Source organism: Chryseobacterium hagamense, from assembly GCF_007991455.1.
Classification (GTDB): Bacteria; Bacteroidota; Bacteroidia; order Flavobacteriales; family Weeksellaceae; genus Chryseobacterium; species Chryseobacterium hagamense.
In genome coordinates, this window is sequence record NZ_BJYJ01000038.1 from 17,026 (window position 1) to 32,909 (window position 15,884).

Sequence of the window (15,884 nt, forward strand, 5' to 3'; positions counted from 1 at the left end):
GGATCATCAGCCATTCCGGATGTTAGAAACAGGACTACCGGTTGGCTCTTGCTCCGTCTGAAAACCTGAACGATCTCGAATTGCTGTTTTTTAATTAATTGAATTTAAATAAATATCATTGAATTCACGATAAAATTCATTCTTTATATGATAGATTTCCGGATTGTAACTTCCTGCATTTCTTATCCTTCTTTCAGACCTTTACACCAAACTATTCTTATCTGAATAATTCAGCTTAAAAAAGATAAAAGTCATCATTGAAAAGGCAAGCAGCGAGCTTCCTCCGTAACTGAAGTACGGCAGCGGAATCCCTACCGTCGGGAAAAGCCCCATGACCATCCCTAAATTGATCGTAAAGTGCATCAGCAGGATCGAGGCAAAGCAATACCCGAATACGCGGTTAAAGCCTGATTTCTGATGTTCTGCGAGGTAATAGATCCGCCCGATATAGATCATGTAGCAAAGGATTAAGACGGCGCTTCCTACAAACCCCCATTCTTCACCCACGGTACAGAAAATATAATCGGTCTCCTGCTCCGGAACGAATTTCCCCTGGGTAACGGAACCTTCCCGGTATCCTTTCCCCCAGAGTCCTCCGGAACCGATGGCCGTTTTGGAATATAGCAAATTATAACCCGAAGTATCCCGGAATGCCTTTTCCCCCTTGAAAAGAACCTCAATCCTTTCCCTTTGGTGCTTAGGCAGCTTTTCTAAAATATAAGGCGAACCGAAAGCCAGTCCGCATAAAAGGATCACAGAACCGGCAATACCCGAAATGGAAATAACATTCCATGACATCTTATAATAATTCAGGGCAATATAACCGCCGATAATCACCACAATGGCAAGCGCAACCCAGATCGGATCCACCGCCAGTGAAATCAGGAATACGCCGGCAAATAAGAATCCGATCCCGAACAACATTCCGCTCAGGCCCTCGCGGTATAATGCGATGAAGAATGCGATGAAAACCAGCATGGATCCTACATCGGGAATTGCAAGGACTACGACCGCCGGAACGCCGATAATCGCCAGTGTTGTCAGTAAAGACTTTCTGTTTTTCAGATTGAATTCCGGCCCGGAAACATAGTTGGCCAGCATCAGAGCGGTCCCGATTTTGGCAAACTCTACCGGCTGCATCGTAAAACTTCCGAATTTGTACCAGTTTTTCTGTCCGAGAATTTCTTTACCAAAAGGAAAGAGCCCGACTAAAAGCAAAACTCCGCCGATGTAAATAATCCCCGACATGTTTTCGAAGAACTTGCTTCTTCCGACAAAGATTACCAATCCTACAAACACGGAAATCCCGAAAAACATCAATTGTTTTTCGCCGAGTTTCTGGTCTACACTGTAAATATTTGCAATGGCAAAAGCACAAAGCAGGAAATACAGGCCGAGACCCAATTTATCTATTCCTTCTGCCCATTTCATTGCTTAACCGTTTTTGTATTTTTTTATTTTCTTCGTCTATTTTTTTCTTCAGCTTTTCCTTCTGCTCTTTTACCAGCTTCAGGCTGTCCTGAATTCTTTTCTGCTTAATGGAATCTTCGCTGGGCTTATAAAGGCCCTTACGTTTCAGGTCGGCAATCCACTGTCTTTTGTATTCGGGCATAAAACTGGATGTCACCATCTTTTTATAAAGGAAATCACGCTTTACGTCACCGGTAATATATTTCTCTGCAATCACCGTAGCGGCCGGGCCTGCCCAGGTGGCACCGAATCCCGCATGCTCCATAACAGCTGCTACTACGATCTTCGGTTTGTCAGCAGGAGCAATTAATACAAAAATAGAGTTATCTTTTCCCTGAGGCACCTGCGCTGTACCGGTTTTGGCCAGCTGGGTGAAATCACTTGACTTTAAGCCGTGCGCCGTCCCTCTGAGTACCACGGCTTCCATTCCCCGTAAGACCGGATCGAAATGCTTTTTGTCGACCAGCGTGTAATGTTTTTTCTTAAATCTCGGATCCGGATTCGGCTTTCCGTCGATTCCTTTGACGATATGCGGCGTATAATACCAGCCTTTGTTCGCAATAGCCGATACATAATTGGCAAGCTGAAGCGGGGTTACCAGGACATCTCCCTGCCCCATCCCGTTGTAGATGGCACCGGTAGACATTTCATCCCAGTTTTTGAAATCCGTTCTTTTGGAACCGCTGGCTTTGATCATGGCCTTGAATCTTTTTTCATAGAAATCTCCGGAAGGGATCCTGCCTCTCGCCCCCACGGCAAAGTCGTTATTCAGGAATTCGCCGACTCCGAAACTGCTCATGATCTTTTTCCATTCATCCACACCCCGCGAAGGATTCAGCGGATATTTTTTAAGGATGGCAATAAAGGCATACGTAAAGAAACAATTGCTGGATACCTGGATGGAAGGGATCAGCGGATCTGCACCGCCGTGGCCTTTAATTCTTTTTCCTTTATAATAAAATCCGCCGCCGCAGGGAAAAATCGTATTTTCATCCATCACGCCCATCTGCATGGCTGCTAAAGCGGTCAGCAGTTTAAATGTGGAACCCGGAGGATATGCAGCCTGCAGAGACCGGTCGAAAGTAGGTTTGTTTTCGTAAAGCGTATCTTTTGATAAAGCGTATAAATTTCTTGATTTGTTTGGCCCGGTAAACAGGTTAGGATCAATATCGGGGCCTGTGGCCGCCACCAGCACTTCCCCGTTATTCGGGTCGATGGCTACAATGGCTCCATGCTTGTTCACCAGCATTTCTTCCGCCATCCGCTGGAGGTCATAATCGATAGTGAGGGTAATGTCCTTTCCGGTAATGACATCTTTGTCCAGCGATCCGTTTTTGTAAGGACCTACATTCCGGAGCCGGATGTCTTTCTGGATGTACTTCATTCCTTTCACGCCCCGCAGCTCTTTTTCATAAGCCTTTTCAATTCCTGTCTTTCCTATGAAATCGCCCGGCAGATAATAGGCCGAATCTTTCTTGATTTCCCTTTCGTTGACTTCACTGGTGTACCCCAGCAGGTTTCCGGAAGTAGATACTTCATACTGACGCTGAGGTCTGGAAACAATGCTGAACGCAGGATATTTAAAGATAATCTCCTGTACCCTGGCGATATCTTCCCGGCTCAGGTTTTTCATAAACGTCATCGGGGTCAGCTTGGAATAGTATTTTTCTTTTTTGATATTCTCAATGGTCCTGATAAAATCATTCTTCGAGATCTTCATCAGATTACAGAATCCTAACGTATCGAAATCCGGCCTCATCAGTGCCTGGGTGAAAGAAATTTCATAAGCCGGCTGGTTACCGACAAGGATTTTTCCGTTCCGGTCGAAGATAACGCCCCGTTGCGGAATAACATATTCGATTTTAATGGAAGTATTGGCCGCATTCAGTGCATACCGGTCTGTAAAAAGCTGTAAATAAGCAATTCTCGCTATAAAAATCAGGGCGAGAATAAGAAGTGCGGAAAAGATTTTTAAATAACGTGTGTTCAAACTTTCTGTTTGATTTTAAATATTAATGCGTAAATAACAATAAAGATAAATGAAATTATACTAGTTACCAACACATTAAGCAATATTTCAAAAAATCTGCTCAGTTTAAAGAATTCTATATATTGTACCAAAAGCTGGTGTAAAAAAATACTTGAAAACAGAAAGAGCAAAAACTGCGCCCACTGAAGCGACTGAAAGGAAAAGAAATCCGTAGAAGTATCGGTGGAAGTCCTGAAAATCAAAGTCCTGAAATAGGCAATCAGGGTTGTTGCGAAAGCATTGATCCCCCATGAGTAAAGGAATGCATCAACCGATAAACCGATCAGGAAGCTTAAAGCTAAAAATTGGAATCTATTTCTGAAAAAAGGATAAAACATAACGAATACAGGATACAGCACCGGGGTATATTTCCCGAAGATCGTGATCCTGTTCAGCACAAAAATCTGTAGTGCCACCAGGAATATCATAATCAATATGTCCGTAAATAAAGTCCTGCTAATCATTTTCCTTTTTTATTACAGTCTGCATGGTATCCTGAATTTTCTGAACTTCAGCTTTCTTCAGGTTTTTCACGACATACACTTTGCTTAGAGCACCCATCTTTTCACTAAGCTCCACGGAAATATCCCAGAAGCCCGTTTTGTTATCAACCGAGTAGCCCGCAATGGTTCCGATCATTACCCCTTTCGGGAAAATGGCCGATTTGCCGTCGGTTACCACAGTATCCCCTACTTTCAGGGCAACATATTTGGGAATATCGGCAAGATGCATGACCCTGGAGTTTTCTCCGCTCCAGGTAAGCGTTCCGAAATAACCCGAATTTTTCAAAGCGGCATTGATCCTGATTTTATTAACGCTTAAAACCGACTGCACCAGTGCATAGCTGTCGGTCGCATTGATGACGATGCCGGCAATTCCCTTCGGGGCCATGACGCCCATCTGTGGAAATACTCCGTCCCGTCGCCCTCTGTTGATTGTGAAGTAATTGTTTCTCCGGTTGATGCTGTTGAAAACGATTTCCCCGTCTACAAAAGTATAGATCTGGCCACCGCCCAAGGTATCGTGAACCTTTCTGAACATCGGATTTTTCGCCCCCTGTTTCCCGTAAAGTTCAACCATTAAAGCCTTGTTCTGAGTAACAAGGTCTTCGTTGATCTGTTTGAGCTTAAGGTATGAAACCCCTTCGTCAATATATCCGGAAACCCAGGAATTCAGCGCAGCCGACTGGCCTGCAATCCAGGATTGCTGCATTGCATTTTTAGAGAATATCAGAATAAGAGCAATGATTTGCAGAAATATAAAGAAGACAAAAAGTGCATTCTTTGAAAATAATCTCAGCAAAAATCCCATTCAGATGTGTTTGTTTCGTAAAAGTTAGAATTATTTAATCAGGAAATTGAATTTGTCCATATTCTTAAGCGCGATACCTGTTCCTCTTACAACGGCTCTCAACGGATCCTCTGCTACGAATACAGGCAGGCCTGTCTTTTTATGCAGTCTGTCTGCAAGGCCTCTCAACAAAGCACCGCCTCCTGCAAGGTAAATTCCTGTTTTGTAAATATCTGCTGCCAGTTCCGGAGGCGTTAAGGAAAGCGTTTCCATTACGGCATCTTCAATCCTGATAATGGATTTATCCAGTGCCCTGGCAATCTCCTTGTAACCCACCATGATTTCTTTCGGTTTCCCTGTGATCAGGTCTCTTCCCTGTACCGGAATATCTTCAATATCCACATCCAGGTCTTCCACGGCAGAACCTACTTCGATTTTGATCCGCTCTGCAGTTCTTTCCCCGATGTAAAGGTTATGATGTGTCCTCAGATAATAAGCAATATCATTAGTGAATACGTCACCGGCAATTTTCACGGATTTATCGCAGACGATACCTCCCAGTGCCACTACAGCAATTTCCGTAGTACCCCCACCGATATCAATGATCATATTCCCTTCCGGCTTCTGAACGTCGATCCCGACTCCTATAGCTGCCGCCATCGGTTCGTAAATCAGACGGACCTCTTTGGCATTTACCTTCTGTGCCGAGTCTCTTACCGCTCTTTTTTCAACTTCCGTAATCCCTGAAGGAATACAGATCACGATCCTTAAAGCAGGCTGGATGAATTTACCCTTGATTCCCGGAATTTTCTTGATGAATTCCTTGATCATGTGTTCAGAAGCATGGAAATCGGCGATGACCCCGTCTTTCAGCGGACGGATCGTCTTGATGTCCTCATGAGTTTTACCCTGCATGTGTTTTGCCTGCTCACCCACGGCAATCGGCCTGCCTGTAGAACGTTCAATAGCAACAATCGACGGCTGATCTATAACAATTTTATTATTATGGATGATAAGGGTATTGGCAGTACCAAGGTCTATCGCAATCTCTTGCGTAAACATATCGAATAAACTCATACTTTTTACTTCTGGTATTTTAAGGAAGTACAAAGATATAAATTTAAGACATCTAAAGAAATTTCACGTGCATTTAATTTGGTTAAAATTTTATTAAATTTTCCATACGGTTATTAACTTTTACGTGAAGGATTTACAGAGCCTGATTTCAACCAGATTCAAGATTTTTCAATATCAAAAGCGGCACAGACCACATCCCTTACCTACTTCAATTTTAAATATGAAAAGCACAGAGAATTTTTCAGCACTAAAACTCTTAAAACCATTAACAAATCCGACTGTAAAAAAAGTCCGGTCTATGCAAACCATCCTTTATTTAGAAGCATCCCAAAATAGTTATTTACGATAATTATCATATACAATTTGAGAAGGTGTTTTGTGAAAAAAAACGTAAATTTGCCCCGCTTATGTTACAGTATTCCAACATACATCAGACTTCGAATTTTGCCGTTCTCTCCATCAGTTTTGAAAAGGCTGATACGGAAACGCGGGGTAAATTTGCATTTTTTGATGAAAACATCAAGAATTTCGTCACCCGGATTCACAATGAAGACTTGGGAGACGCTTTTGTGGTTTCAACCTGTAACAGAACCGAAATCTATACCACCTCACCGAATTATCTGCTAGTCGCTGAAGAATACTGCAAAACCATCGACGTCAATCTGATGGATTTCATGCAGTTTGCCAATATCCTGACCAAAGAGGAGGCTTTAAAACACCTGTTCAGGGTAGCTGCCGGACTGGAGAGCCAGATTATCGGAGACTTCGAGATCATCGGGCAGATTAAAAAGGCTTATAACCGCTTTAAGAAGGAAAGGCAGAATTCAAACCCTTATCTTGAAAGAGCCATCAATTCGGCCATCCAGATTTCAAAAAGGATCAAGAATGAAACGGGCATTTCCAACGGGGCGGCTTCCGTTTCCTATGCGGCGGTTCATTATATCCTGAACAACCAGAAAAGAATCGCTGAAAAAAACATCCTGCTGCTGGGCGTCGGAGAAATAGGGCAGAATACGGTGGAAAATTTGGTGAAGCATGTTTACCAGCCTAAAATCAAGATTGCCAACCGGACGCAGGAAACCGCTGAAAAGATCTCCGAAAAATACAGGATCCCGCATATCGACTATGCCGATTTCGATAAAGAGCTCAGCGGAACCGATATTTTAATCGTAGCCACCGGAGCAAGGCACCCGATCGTTAACAAATCGCATTTCCCCAACGGAAAGGAAACACTGGTGATCGACCTTTCAATTCCGAACAACGTTGACAAAAACGTGACGGACAATAAAAATGTGACGCTGATTGATGTGGATGAACTTTCCAAGCAGATTCAGGAAACCATCCAGCAACGGGAAAGAGAAATCCCGAAAGCGGAAACCATTATCAAGGAAATGACGAAAGATTTCCTGGAATGGGAGAAAAAGCGCAGGCTGGCCCCGAACATCCATCATTTTAAAGCGGTCCTTAAAAATATGGAGCGCAATGAAATGCATAATTTTTATAAGAAAAATAAATATATAAACATCACGGATATGGAGCTTTCCGATAAAATGATTCAGAAAATCACCAACCGTTTTGCAAAATATATCATCGACAATCCGTTAAAAGCCGAAGAAATTAGTAAATTAATGCACGAAATATTAGTTGAACAACCCAACAACGAATTCAATGAAAAGCATTAGAATCGGAACCAGAAATTCCGCACTGGCCCTCTGGCAGGCGAGACAAGTGGCCAGGCACCTTCAGAACAACAATTATTTAACAGAAATTGTCCCTATCCTATCTTCAGGGGATAAAAATCTTTCCCAGCCGTTATACGCCCTGGGAATTACCGGGGTTTTTACCCGGGACCTCGATGTGGCATTACTGAATGACGAAATCGATATTGCCGTACATTCTTTAAAAGACGTCCCGACCAAACTTCCTGACCATCTTGAAATCGTTTCTTACCTGGAACGGGATTTCCCTCAGGATGTCCTGATCCGTAAAGAATCGGCCAGAAGTAAAGAACTCCACGAGCTTAAATTAGCCACAAGCAGTTTAAGAAGAAGAGCTTTCTGGCTGAAAAATTTCCCGCAGGCGGAGTTTTCCGACATCCGCGGAAATATCCAGACCCGTCTTCAGAAACTTGAAGAGGGCGACTTTGATGCCACGATCCTTTCTCTGGCAGGCATTAAGCGGATGAAAATGGAAATTGATTACGAAATGATCCCGTTTATGATTCCCGCCCCTTCACAGGGGGTGATTGCCGTAGCCGGACATGCTGACAAAACCGAAATCAACGAGGCGGTAAGACAATTTACCAACCATGAGAAAACGCAGCTCTGTGTAGAAATGGAACGGAATTTCCTTAGTACTCTGGAGGGCGGCTGTACCGCACCCATCGGGGCATTTGCCGAAATTTTCGAAGACCAGGTCCGCTTCAAAGGCGCTCTGTGCTCGCTGGACGGCAAAAACTGTATTGCTACCGACGAAAACTTTATCTATCATCCCGAAGAAAATTTCGGTGAAAAATTGGCCCGGGTTGTGCTGGAAAATGGTGGTAAGGAATTGATGGCAGAGATCAAGGACCAGATTTAAGGTTTAAGGTTCAAAGTTCCGCATGCGATGAAGAAATATTTTTCCATACTGATGGTCATGCTCTCCGTGGTTTTGCTGAAAGCGCAGAATCCTTTTGCCCAAAAGCTTTCCAATGCCGCTTTGAGCCTCACGAAAGATAAAGTAATTTACGATCCTGCCTATTTTGTCATTAAATATCCGAACGGTGACGTTCCGGCCGGCAAAGGTGTCTGCACCGATGTGGTGATCCGGGCTTACCGGAAACTGGGGATCGACCTTCAGAAGGAAGTGCACGAAGATATGGCAAAGAACTTTCCGAAGTATCCGAAAACCTGGGGACTGAAAAAACCGGACCCCAATATCGATCATCGGAGGGTTCCGAACCTGCAGGTCTTCTTTGCCCGATACGGTAAATCAAAATCCACCGAAACAACACCCGGGCTGTATATTCCCGGAGACATCATCACCTGGCTCCTTCCCGGAAATTTAACGCACATCGGAATGGTGGTGAACCGGAAATCTGCCGACGGAAAACGTTATCTGATTGTCCATAATATCGGAAAAGGCCAGGTTCTGAAAGACTGCCTGTTTAAATTTAAGATGACCGGACATTATCAATATCAGAAATAATCAGGATGAAGAAGATATTCTATTTTTATGCTATTCTGATGACCGGCTTTTTAAAAGCCCAGACCGGAGAAATGAAAATCATTCAAAAACCGATCAGCTATTCCGAAGATAGGGTCCGCCTGAGCCTCGACTATTTAAAGGAACATCACGGACTGGTTCAGAAAGCCCCGACGATTACTCCTAAAATGATCGTTCTTCACTACACCGCCAACGGAAATGTGGAAAGCAATTTTAAATATTTTAATAAAACCTATCTTGAAGGCGGCAGAAATACGCTGAAAAAGCAAAGTGCACTGAATGTCTCTTCACAATACCTGATCGACCGGGACGGAACAATCTACCAGCTGATGGAGCCGGACCAGTTTGCCAGGCACACCATCGGACTGAATTACTTCGCTGTCGGAATTGAAAATATCGGCAGTAAAAAAGAACCGCTTACCGAAAAACAGATTGCATCAAACGCCCAACTGATCCGATATCTAACGAAGAAATACAAAATCGAATACCTTATCGGGCATTCGGAATACGGCGCTTTCAGAAATTCAAAGCTCTGGAAAGAATCGGATCCTGCTTATTTTACCGTAAAGGAAGATCCGGGAAAAGATTTTATGAATAAAGTAAGAAGACAGGTTGCCGACCTGCATTTAAAAGACCATCCTTAATGAAGATCTTATTTACCAAAACCATCGATCCGGCCCTCCTGTCCAAAGAATTGGGAGAAGATGTCTCTGTGGATTGTGTTGAAGTAATCAAGACCAGCTCCGTAAGAATATCACCGTTCGACCTAAAAGATTATTCACTGATCTTTACAAGCGCCAAAGGAGTAAGTTCTTTCTTTGAAAACGGTTTTATCCCCAACGAAGATTTTGCGGCAAAAAATTACAACCGGATCTACTGCGTTGGTGAAAAGACCAAAAAAGAATTGCGGAAGAACGGTTTCGGAACTTTTAAAGTCCTCAGAAATGCCGACGAACTTTCAAAATTTATCGTTACCCACTGCCAGCACGAAAGATTTCTGCACTTCTGCGGGAATATTGCGCTGGACGTTCTGGACCGCAGCCTTCCGCTGCAGAATATCAGCTACCGGAAAATCATTGTGTACAACACCGAGGAAATCAATCCGGCAATAACTGAAAAATATCATGCTGCCGTGTTTTTTAGTCCGAGCGGAGTTCGTAGTTTTGCAAATCGGAATTCCTTTGGGGATATGAAGCTGGTTTCCATTGGTGAGACGACGGCCGCCGAACTGAGAAAACAGACTTCACAGCCGGTTCTCGTTTCGGAAGGAAATACGCTGAAATCGGTAATGAAGCTGATCCGAAAGGAAATTCTAGATAAAGATTGATATTTTAATTGTCATTTTTGGCAGTAAAGTCTACTATATATTATGATTAAAAACGACCTATATTTAAAAGCACTTCGCGGAGAAACCGTAGAAAGACCGCCGGTCTGGATGATGAGACAGGCTGGAAGATACCTGCCGGAATTCATTGCCCTGCGCGACCAATATGATTTCTTTACCCGTTGTCAGACGCCGGAGCTTGCTTCTGAGATCACGGTACAGCCGATCAGAAGATTTCCGCTGGATGCCGCGATTTTATTTTCCGACATCCTGGTGGTTCCTCAGGCCATGGGCATCGATTTTAAAATGAAGGAAAATGTAGGTCCCTGGCTTGATACCCCGATCAGAACGATGGAACAGGTGCAGAACGTTGCGGTTCCGGATGTGAATGATACCTTAGGCTATGTTTTTGACGCGATTGAACTGACTCTGCAAAAATTAGACAATGAGATTCCGTTGATCGGTTTTGCAGGGTCTCCATGGACGATCCTCTGCTATTGTGTAGAAGGAAAAGGGAGTAAGGCCTTTGATATTGCGAAATCATTCTGTTTCCAGCAGCCTGAAGCAGCGCATCTGCTGTTACAGAAAATCACGGACACTACCATTTCTTACTTAAAAAGAAAGGTTGAAAAAGGCGTTTCTGCCGTTCAGGTTTTCGATTCGTGGGGCGGAATGCTTTCCCCGACGGATTACCAGGAATTCTCATGGCAATACATCAGCCAGATTGTGGAAGCATTAAGCCCGCTGACGCACGTGGTAGTGTTTGGAAAAGGATGCTGGTTCGCCCTGGAAGATATGGCCAAATCGCCGGTTTCCGCATTAGGCGTTGACTGGACGATTACACCGGAGCTGGCCAGAACATTCACGAACCATAATATAACGCTTCAGGGGAATTTCGACCCTGCCAGATTGCACTCTACCCCGGAAACCATCAAAAAAATGGTGACTGAAATGATCAACCGTTTCGGAAAAGACCGGTACATCGCCAACCTGGGCCACGGTATCCTGCCGAATATCCCGGTGGAAAATGCGGAAGCGTTTATCAGAGCAGTAGTAGATTGGAAGCCGGCGGCTGAGTTTTAAATCCTATTTTTGAAATTCTTTGCTAAAACACGGAGATTCTTACGGAATGACAGACTTCGTGAAAGTTGATATAATAAAATACCCTTGCCTGACAGCGAGGGTATTTCTTATTCTTATAATTTAATTTAAATCATCCGTTGCAGAAACCTGTTCTGCCGGCCCTGAAATCTGATCGGCAAAATACTGCTCCAGGTCTTTCAGGGTTTCCGGATTGGTCCGGATATCCTTCACTTGTTGCCCTTTATTGACCACCACGATCCTGTTGCAGACTTCCGTCGTATGGGAAAGGTCATGGCTGGAGATCAGGAAGGTTACGCCGTCCTGCTTGGATAGTTCTTTAATTAAATTTTTAAGCTTAATCTGGGTCGAAGGGTCCAGGTTGGCAAAAGGTTCATCCAGAATGATGATTTCCGGATTTCCGATAATAGCGCCTACGATGCCTACTTTTTTCTGGTTCCCTTTAGACAGATCACGGACATATTTTCCGGAGTTTAAAATTTCTCCGCTGAAAAGATCATGGAACTGTTTTAAGAAATCGTCTACCGATGCTTTGTTCTGCCCTCTCAGCTCACCGATGAAGTAGAAATATTCTTCCGGCGTAAGGTAGCCGATCAGGAAAGAATCGTCTACGAAAGCGGAAACTTTGTTTTTCCAGGCTTCGGATTCATTCACTTTAATTCCATCGATGCTCACAAAGCCTGTCGTCGGCTGAATAAGATCCAGCATCAGGCTGAACAGCGTGGTTTTCCCGGCTCCGTTGTTTCCTACCAAACCGAACGTTTCCCCCTGAGGAATTTCAAGATGCTCTATATTTAAAACGGTAGCTTTACCGTACGTCTTTGTTAAATTATTGATTGTGATCATATGATTAATCTTTGTTTTTGAATGCTTCCAGTGTACTGTATTTTTCTACCTTATAGTGTCTGACGATGATATTGAAGATTTTTTCCCTTAATAAAAATCCAATCAGTCCCAGCACCGCAATGCTGATTACTCCTGCGGTAATATTAAAGTAGTATTTCATCAGGGCGAACACCACCATCGGCAGGATCATTTTAGGAATCAGCAACAGCATCGCCTTGATATTAAAGCTGTTTTTCTGTCCGAATCTTTTTTCTTTTGAATTCAGGTCGATCTGCATTTTATTGAAAGCACCTGACCAGAGGGTAAACTGGGAATTCACCCCGATATTATAAATTCCTGCCGCAAAGAATGTGAGGTACATGTCCCAGCCGAAATAGGCATAGCATACCGCGAGGATCATTGAACAGGCGGTAACAATATTCATCAGCCACCACTTGGCTTTCAGATATTCTTTATACGGTACATTCAGCGTCATCATGAGCGGATAGTAAGAGCTGTCGAAAGCCGGCACCCGCTGCCCGAACATAAACTGAAATCCGCCCGTTACAAAAAGTCCCATAAACATCATCATTGCCGGCGTTTTATAGATGGAAGAAGAGAACATCAGCATTCCGTAAAAAAGAAACAGGAAGCTTCCCCAAATAATCCCTTTTGTTCCTTTATTCCGCCTGAGCATTTTGATGTCGTTGTTGATAAATGTCCCGATGGCACCGAATTGATTCAGGAAGACAATATTTTCCGTTTTCCCGACTTCTTTCTTTGCTTCCAGGCCTTCATCCAGATAAAAAACTTTACGGATATGGCTGTAACAGATTTTCCAGAGCCCTGAGAATAATACGATGGAAATCACTATAAAATACGGCTTCTCATAAAAACTGAAGAAAAACCGCTCCGAATATTCCAGTACCGGCATAATGTGGTAATAGGCCAATCCGATAACCGCTGCGAAAAGACAGCCTACCAGAATCACGACGGCTTCTTTATTGTTGAAAAGGATATTGATAAAATTATTCAGGTAAAACAATAGTGAAACCCCGATCAGCCAGGCCATCATGCCCAAAACATCATACCCGTTGAACAAGGCAATGACGGAAAAAGTAATCAGGAACAGGGAATTCAGCCAGCTGAACGCGTTCAGGAAAGTTTTGCCCAGCATATAATTCACCAGCGTCTTTTTGGAAATATTCAGCGTCAGAAAAGGCTTGATGTTCTGCGTTGGCAATTCCTGCCACAGGTATTTTGCGATCAGGTCGGCTGCCCAGAGTATGATTAAAAACCGGGAAACAACTTTTACCGGATCCTGATGCATTTCTTCCTGAACGTAATAGAAAGCAGCAAACGCACCTCCTGCCAGACAGAACATAAAATAAAGGATTCCGATGAAACGGAGAATTTTCATCGCCAGGTTGATCCCTAAAGAACTGCCGCGGAAAAAGCTTTTGATTTCTAATCTGAGGAATTGTATAAACATAGTTACCTTTTATTACATTGGTAAGTAAAAAGGTTGATATGTTACAGTCTCTTTAGATTAATTATCTAAAGTTCTATTGGATTATAAATTAATGGCTTATATACAGACCTTAAAAAATCTAATTTATACTTTATAAATTCATCTTTATTGATTACTTTATAATCTATATTACTAACTAAATTTATATCCGTAGCTGTAATTTCAGTAGCTGTATATTTGAAATTGTTTTTAGTATCAAATAGTTCAAGAATTAGTCCGGGAAGACCTCCAAATTTATAAGGACCAAAGGAAAAAGGTATTTTCTCAGAATACCAGGCTATATATTTTCTACCTTTATAATTTGTTATAGCTTTTTTGCAAGGCACATTAAGCAACATCTTTGTTTCATTAACCATCTCCCACCTCATGTCATGATAATTATCAATATAAGCTAAACTTTCAGTATTAATATTCTCAATAAAATAAACTTTTTTAGTTAGATTATTTTTATAAATCACATTATTTACCTTCAAAAATGGTCTTTTTTTTAAATCCTCATTTTTTATTCTGCTTAATAATGAGTCAACTTTAATCTTATTATTACTTTGAAAAATTGAATATTCATCAGAAAAATATAAAACCATCTTCTCATAATTCTTCTTTTCATTTTGTAAAGAATCAGAGACAAAATAAAAATCATATAATACCTTATGACTAAATTTTAATTTATTTCCTTGTGCATTAAGCATAGATGAAAGCATCAAAAATATGACTAATATATTTTTCATTTCTTTAAAAGAATATTTATAAGACTTTTACATTTTAGTGTATATATTTCTTTTATTATGAGTGAATCTTTAATTAAAGATAATGATTTTATTTTTTCTCGCTGAATAAAATAATTAAGTTCTTTTTTAGTTGATAATTTACCATCAATAAGTATACATGCATCTTGTCTTTTTTGCATTCTATATTGATGATCATAATAGTTATAATCAAAATTACTATAATCATCATATACAGCATAATATTTCTTTTTAGCTGAACAGCTAAAAAGAAATATTAATATTGATATATATGGTAATATTTTAATCATTTAAACAAAAGCACCTCCTTCTGGTGGACAAATTTCAGAAAATCCTACACATAATTTACAAGGTTGAAAGAGCGAAAGCCCGTTATCTGCATAAATATAATGCCCATAAACCAAACAACCATACCCGTCATCTCCATATCCACTCTCAATAGAATGAAACTGGTTAAATGGCAAAGCTCTATTTGCATTAAGATATTCTTTCTTTGGAACATATAACTTTACAGCTTTTTTTGTTTTTTCATCAATAGTATTTATTGCTTCCAAATTTGTCATATCTAACGAATATTGTTTTTCTGCAATTTCAATTAAAGCTACTGGTAAATCGACATTATATGTTTCAACATAATTTCCCTTCTCATCTACTATCTTTACTTCAAATTTCAATGTAATTGATCTTGATATCTTTTGGTTGGAATCTGTCTTTACTTTTTGAACTGTTTCAATACTAGTATAATTGGTACTATCAGTTTCATTTGTACACGAATTAAATAAAAACATTGATATTGAAAGACACATTAGAGTTTTTTTCATTCTACAATTATTATTTTTCACAAATATATGATTTTTTCATATGTTTCATCTTAAAATTCTTAGAGCCTGTTTAAAAATTAAAATAAAAAAAGAGTAAGGGTTAAAAATTGGAAAAAAATTACCATTTTAAGGTTGCAAAAATAAAACGTCAATGTATCCAACCGATCTAACCCAAACCCAGTGGCAATTTATAAAAAAAACATTACAATTTGATGACCGGAAACGCAAACATGATCTGCATGTCATATGGAATGCTATCAGCTATCTTGTAAAAACAGGCTGCCAATGGCGGATGTTACCCCTGGACTTTCCCAAATGGCAGCTGGTTTACTATTACTACTCGAAGTGGTCGGACCTGGAAGTCTTCGATCTTCTCTTATCTAAACTAAGGGAGAAAGTCAGGATTAAAAAGGGCCAGAATGCAGATGCCAGTCTTGGAATCATGGATAGCCAGAGTGTAAAA

General features: G+C 41.4%; 15 protein-coding genes and 1 pseudogene. 7 read left to right on the forward strand and 9 right to left on the reverse strand.

The window, feature by feature from the left end:
* Positions 1–201: 201 nt before the first annotated feature.
* From rodA to CHA01nite_RS18610, 5 genes are read right to left on the reverse strand one after another with little or no spacing between them, the layout of a single operon-like run.
* Positions 202–1,431, reverse strand: coding sequence for a rod shape-determining protein RodA (gene rodA, locus CHA01nite_RS18590; protein ID WP_146944173.1), 1,230 nt, complete (start codon positions 1,429–1,431; stop codon positions 202–204).
* On the reverse strand, positions 1,406–3,460 hold the full coding sequence (locus CHA01nite_RS18595; protein WP_146944175.1) for a penicillin-binding transpeptidase domain-containing protein: 2,055 nt from the start codon (positions 3,458–3,460) through the stop codon (positions 1,406–1,408). The genes rodA and CHA01nite_RS18595 overlap by 26 nt, the downstream gene beginning before the upstream one ends.
* On the reverse strand, positions 3,457–3,963 hold the full coding sequence (locus tag CHA01nite_RS18600) for a rod shape-determining protein MreD (protein ID WP_146944177.1): 507 nt from the start codon (positions 3,961–3,963) through the stop codon (positions 3,457–3,459). The genes CHA01nite_RS18595 and CHA01nite_RS18600 overlap by 4 nt, the downstream gene beginning before the upstream one ends.
* Positions 3,956–4,810: a rod shape-determining protein MreC gene (gene mreC, locus CHA01nite_RS18605; RefSeq protein WP_146944179.1), complete on the reverse strand. Its 855-nt coding sequence runs from the start codon at positions 4,808–4,810 to the stop codon at positions 3,956–3,958. The genes CHA01nite_RS18600 and mreC overlap by 8 nt, the downstream gene beginning before the upstream one ends.
* A gap of 30 nt (positions 4,811–4,840) precedes the next feature.
* Positions 4,841–5,866: a rod shape-determining protein gene (locus CHA01nite_RS18610; protein WP_027381028.1), complete on the reverse strand. Its 1,026-nt coding sequence runs from the start codon at positions 5,864–5,866 to the stop codon at positions 4,841–4,843.
* A 407-nt stretch (positions 5,867–6,273) separates the two neighbouring features.
* On the opposite strand from CHA01nite_RS18610, the gene hemA reads away from it, so the two are divergent.
* From hemA to hemE, 6 genes are read left to right on the forward strand one after another with little or no spacing between them, the layout of a single operon-like run.
* Positions 6,274–7,548, forward strand: coding sequence for a glutamyl-tRNA reductase (gene hemA, locus CHA01nite_RS18615; RefSeq protein ID WP_146944181.1), 1,275 nt, complete (start codon positions 6,274–6,276; stop codon positions 7,546–7,548).
* Positions 7,535–8,446 carry a hydroxymethylbilane synthase gene (gene hemC, locus CHA01nite_RS18620; protein ID WP_146944183.1) on the forward strand — a complete coding sequence of 304 codons (912 nt, stop codon included), beginning with the start codon at positions 7,535–7,537 and terminating at the stop codon, positions 8,444–8,446. Before hemA ends, hemC begins: the two co-directional genes overlap by 14 nt.
* A 27-nt stretch (positions 8,447–8,473) precedes the next feature.
* Positions 8,474–9,055 (forward strand): DUF1287 domain-containing protein, encoded by a 582-nt coding sequence (locus tag CHA01nite_RS18625; RefSeq protein WP_146944185.1) that lies wholly within the window; start codon positions 8,474–8,476, stop codon positions 9,053–9,055.
* Positions 9,056–9,060: 5 nt separating this feature from the next.
* Complete coding sequence (locus tag CHA01nite_RS18630) at positions 9,061–9,717, forward strand: peptidoglycan recognition protein family protein (protein ID WP_146944187.1); 657 nt, start codon at positions 9,061–9,063, stop codon at positions 9,715–9,717.
* Positions 9,717–10,400 (forward strand): uroporphyrinogen-III synthase, encoded by a 684-nt coding sequence (locus CHA01nite_RS18635; protein WP_146944189.1) that lies wholly within the window; start codon positions 9,717–9,719, stop codon positions 10,398–10,400. Before CHA01nite_RS18630 ends, CHA01nite_RS18635 begins: the two co-directional genes overlap by 1 nt.
* Positions 10,401–10,442: 42 nt before the next feature.
* Positions 10,443–11,480, forward strand: a complete 1,038-nt coding sequence (hemE, locus tag CHA01nite_RS18640; protein ID WP_146944191.1) for a uroporphyrinogen decarboxylase — start codon at positions 10,443–10,445, stop codon at positions 11,478–11,480.
* A 120-nt stretch (positions 11,481–11,600) separates the two neighbouring features.
* Here hemE and CHA01nite_RS18645 read toward each other — a convergent pair whose 3' ends face one another.
* The 4 genes from CHA01nite_RS18645 to CHA01nite_RS18660 form a co-directional block, all read right to left on the reverse strand.
* The gene (locus tag CHA01nite_RS18645) at positions 11,601–12,344 is read right to left on the reverse strand and encodes an ABC transporter ATP-binding protein (RefSeq protein WP_146944193.1); all 744 of its coding nucleotides are present in this window, start codon (positions 12,342–12,344) and stop codon (positions 11,601–11,603) included.
* Between the two features lie 4 nt (positions 12,345–12,348).
* A complete protein-coding gene (locus CHA01nite_RS18650) occupies positions 12,349–13,815 on the reverse strand; it encodes a DUF5687 family protein (protein ID WP_146944195.1) in 1,467 nt (488 codons plus the stop codon).
* A 65-nt stretch (positions 13,816–13,880) separates the two neighbouring features.
* On the reverse strand, positions 13,881–14,582 hold the full coding sequence (locus CHA01nite_RS18655; RefSeq protein ID WP_146944197.1) for a GLPGLI family protein: 702 nt from the start codon (positions 14,580–14,582) through the stop codon (positions 13,881–13,883).
* Positions 14,583–14,890: 308 nt separating this feature from the next.
* Positions 14,891–15,421 carry a hypothetical protein gene (locus tag CHA01nite_RS18660; RefSeq protein ID WP_146944199.1) on the reverse strand — a complete coding sequence of 177 codons (531 nt, stop codon included), beginning with the start codon at positions 15,419–15,421 and terminating at the stop codon, positions 14,891–14,893.
* 226 nt (positions 15,422–15,647) lie between these two features.
* On the opposite strand from CHA01nite_RS18660, the pseudogene CHA01nite_RS18665 reads away from it, so the two are divergent.
* A pseudogene (locus tag CHA01nite_RS18665) lies at positions 15,648–15,884 on the forward strand (transposase); the annotation flags it as partial.

Bases quoted from the DNA above. Each gene is read 5' to 3' on its own strand.
- rodA (WP_146944173.1), bottom strand. From the start codon at position 1,431: ATGAAATGGGCAGAAGGAATAGATAAATTGGGTCTCGGCCTGTATTTC.
- CHA01nite_RS18600 (WP_146944177.1), bottom strand. From the start codon at position 3,963: ATGATTAGCAGGACTTTATTTACGGACATATTGATTATGATATTCCTG.
- mreC (WP_146944179.1), bottom strand. From the start codon at position 4,810: ATGGGATTTTTGCTGAGATTATTTTCAAAGAATGCACTTTTTGTCTTC.
- CHA01nite_RS18610 (WP_027381028.1), bottom strand. From the start codon at position 5,866: ATGAGTTTATTCGATATGTTTACGCAAGAGATTGCGATAGACCTTGGT.
- hemA (WP_146944181.1), top strand. From the start codon at position 6,274: ATGTTACAGTATTCCAACATACATCAGACTTCGAATTTTGCCGTTCTC.
- hemC (WP_146944183.1), top strand. From the start codon at position 7,535: ATGAAAAGCATTAGAATCGGAACCAGAAATTCCGCACTGGCCCTCTGG.
- CHA01nite_RS18625 (WP_146944185.1), top strand. From the start codon at position 8,474: ATGAAGAAATATTTTTCCATACTGATGGTCATGCTCTCCGTGGTTTTG.
- CHA01nite_RS18630 (WP_146944187.1), top strand. From the start codon at position 9,061: ATGAAGAAGATATTCTATTTTTATGCTATTCTGATGACCGGCTTTTTA.
- CHA01nite_RS18635 (WP_146944189.1), top strand. From the start codon at position 9,717: ATGAAGATCTTATTTACCAAAACCATCGATCCGGCCCTCCTGTCCAAA.
- hemE (WP_146944191.1), top strand. From the start codon at position 10,443: ATGATTAAAAACGACCTATATTTAAAAGCACTTCGCGGAGAAACCGTA.
- CHA01nite_RS18645 (WP_146944193.1), bottom strand. From the start codon at position 12,344: ATGATCACAATCAATAATTTAACAAAGACGTACGGTAAAGCTACCGTT.
- CHA01nite_RS18650 (WP_146944195.1), bottom strand. From the start codon at position 13,815: ATGTTTATACAATTCCTCAGATTAGAAATCAAAAGCTTTTTCCGCGGC.
- CHA01nite_RS18655 (WP_146944197.1), bottom strand. From the start codon at position 14,582: ATGAAAAATATATTAGTCATATTTTTGATGCTTTCATCTATGCTTAAT.
- CHA01nite_RS18660 (WP_146944199.1), bottom strand. From the start codon at position 15,421: ATGAAAAAAACTCTAATGTGTCTTTCAATATCAATGTTTTTATTTAAT.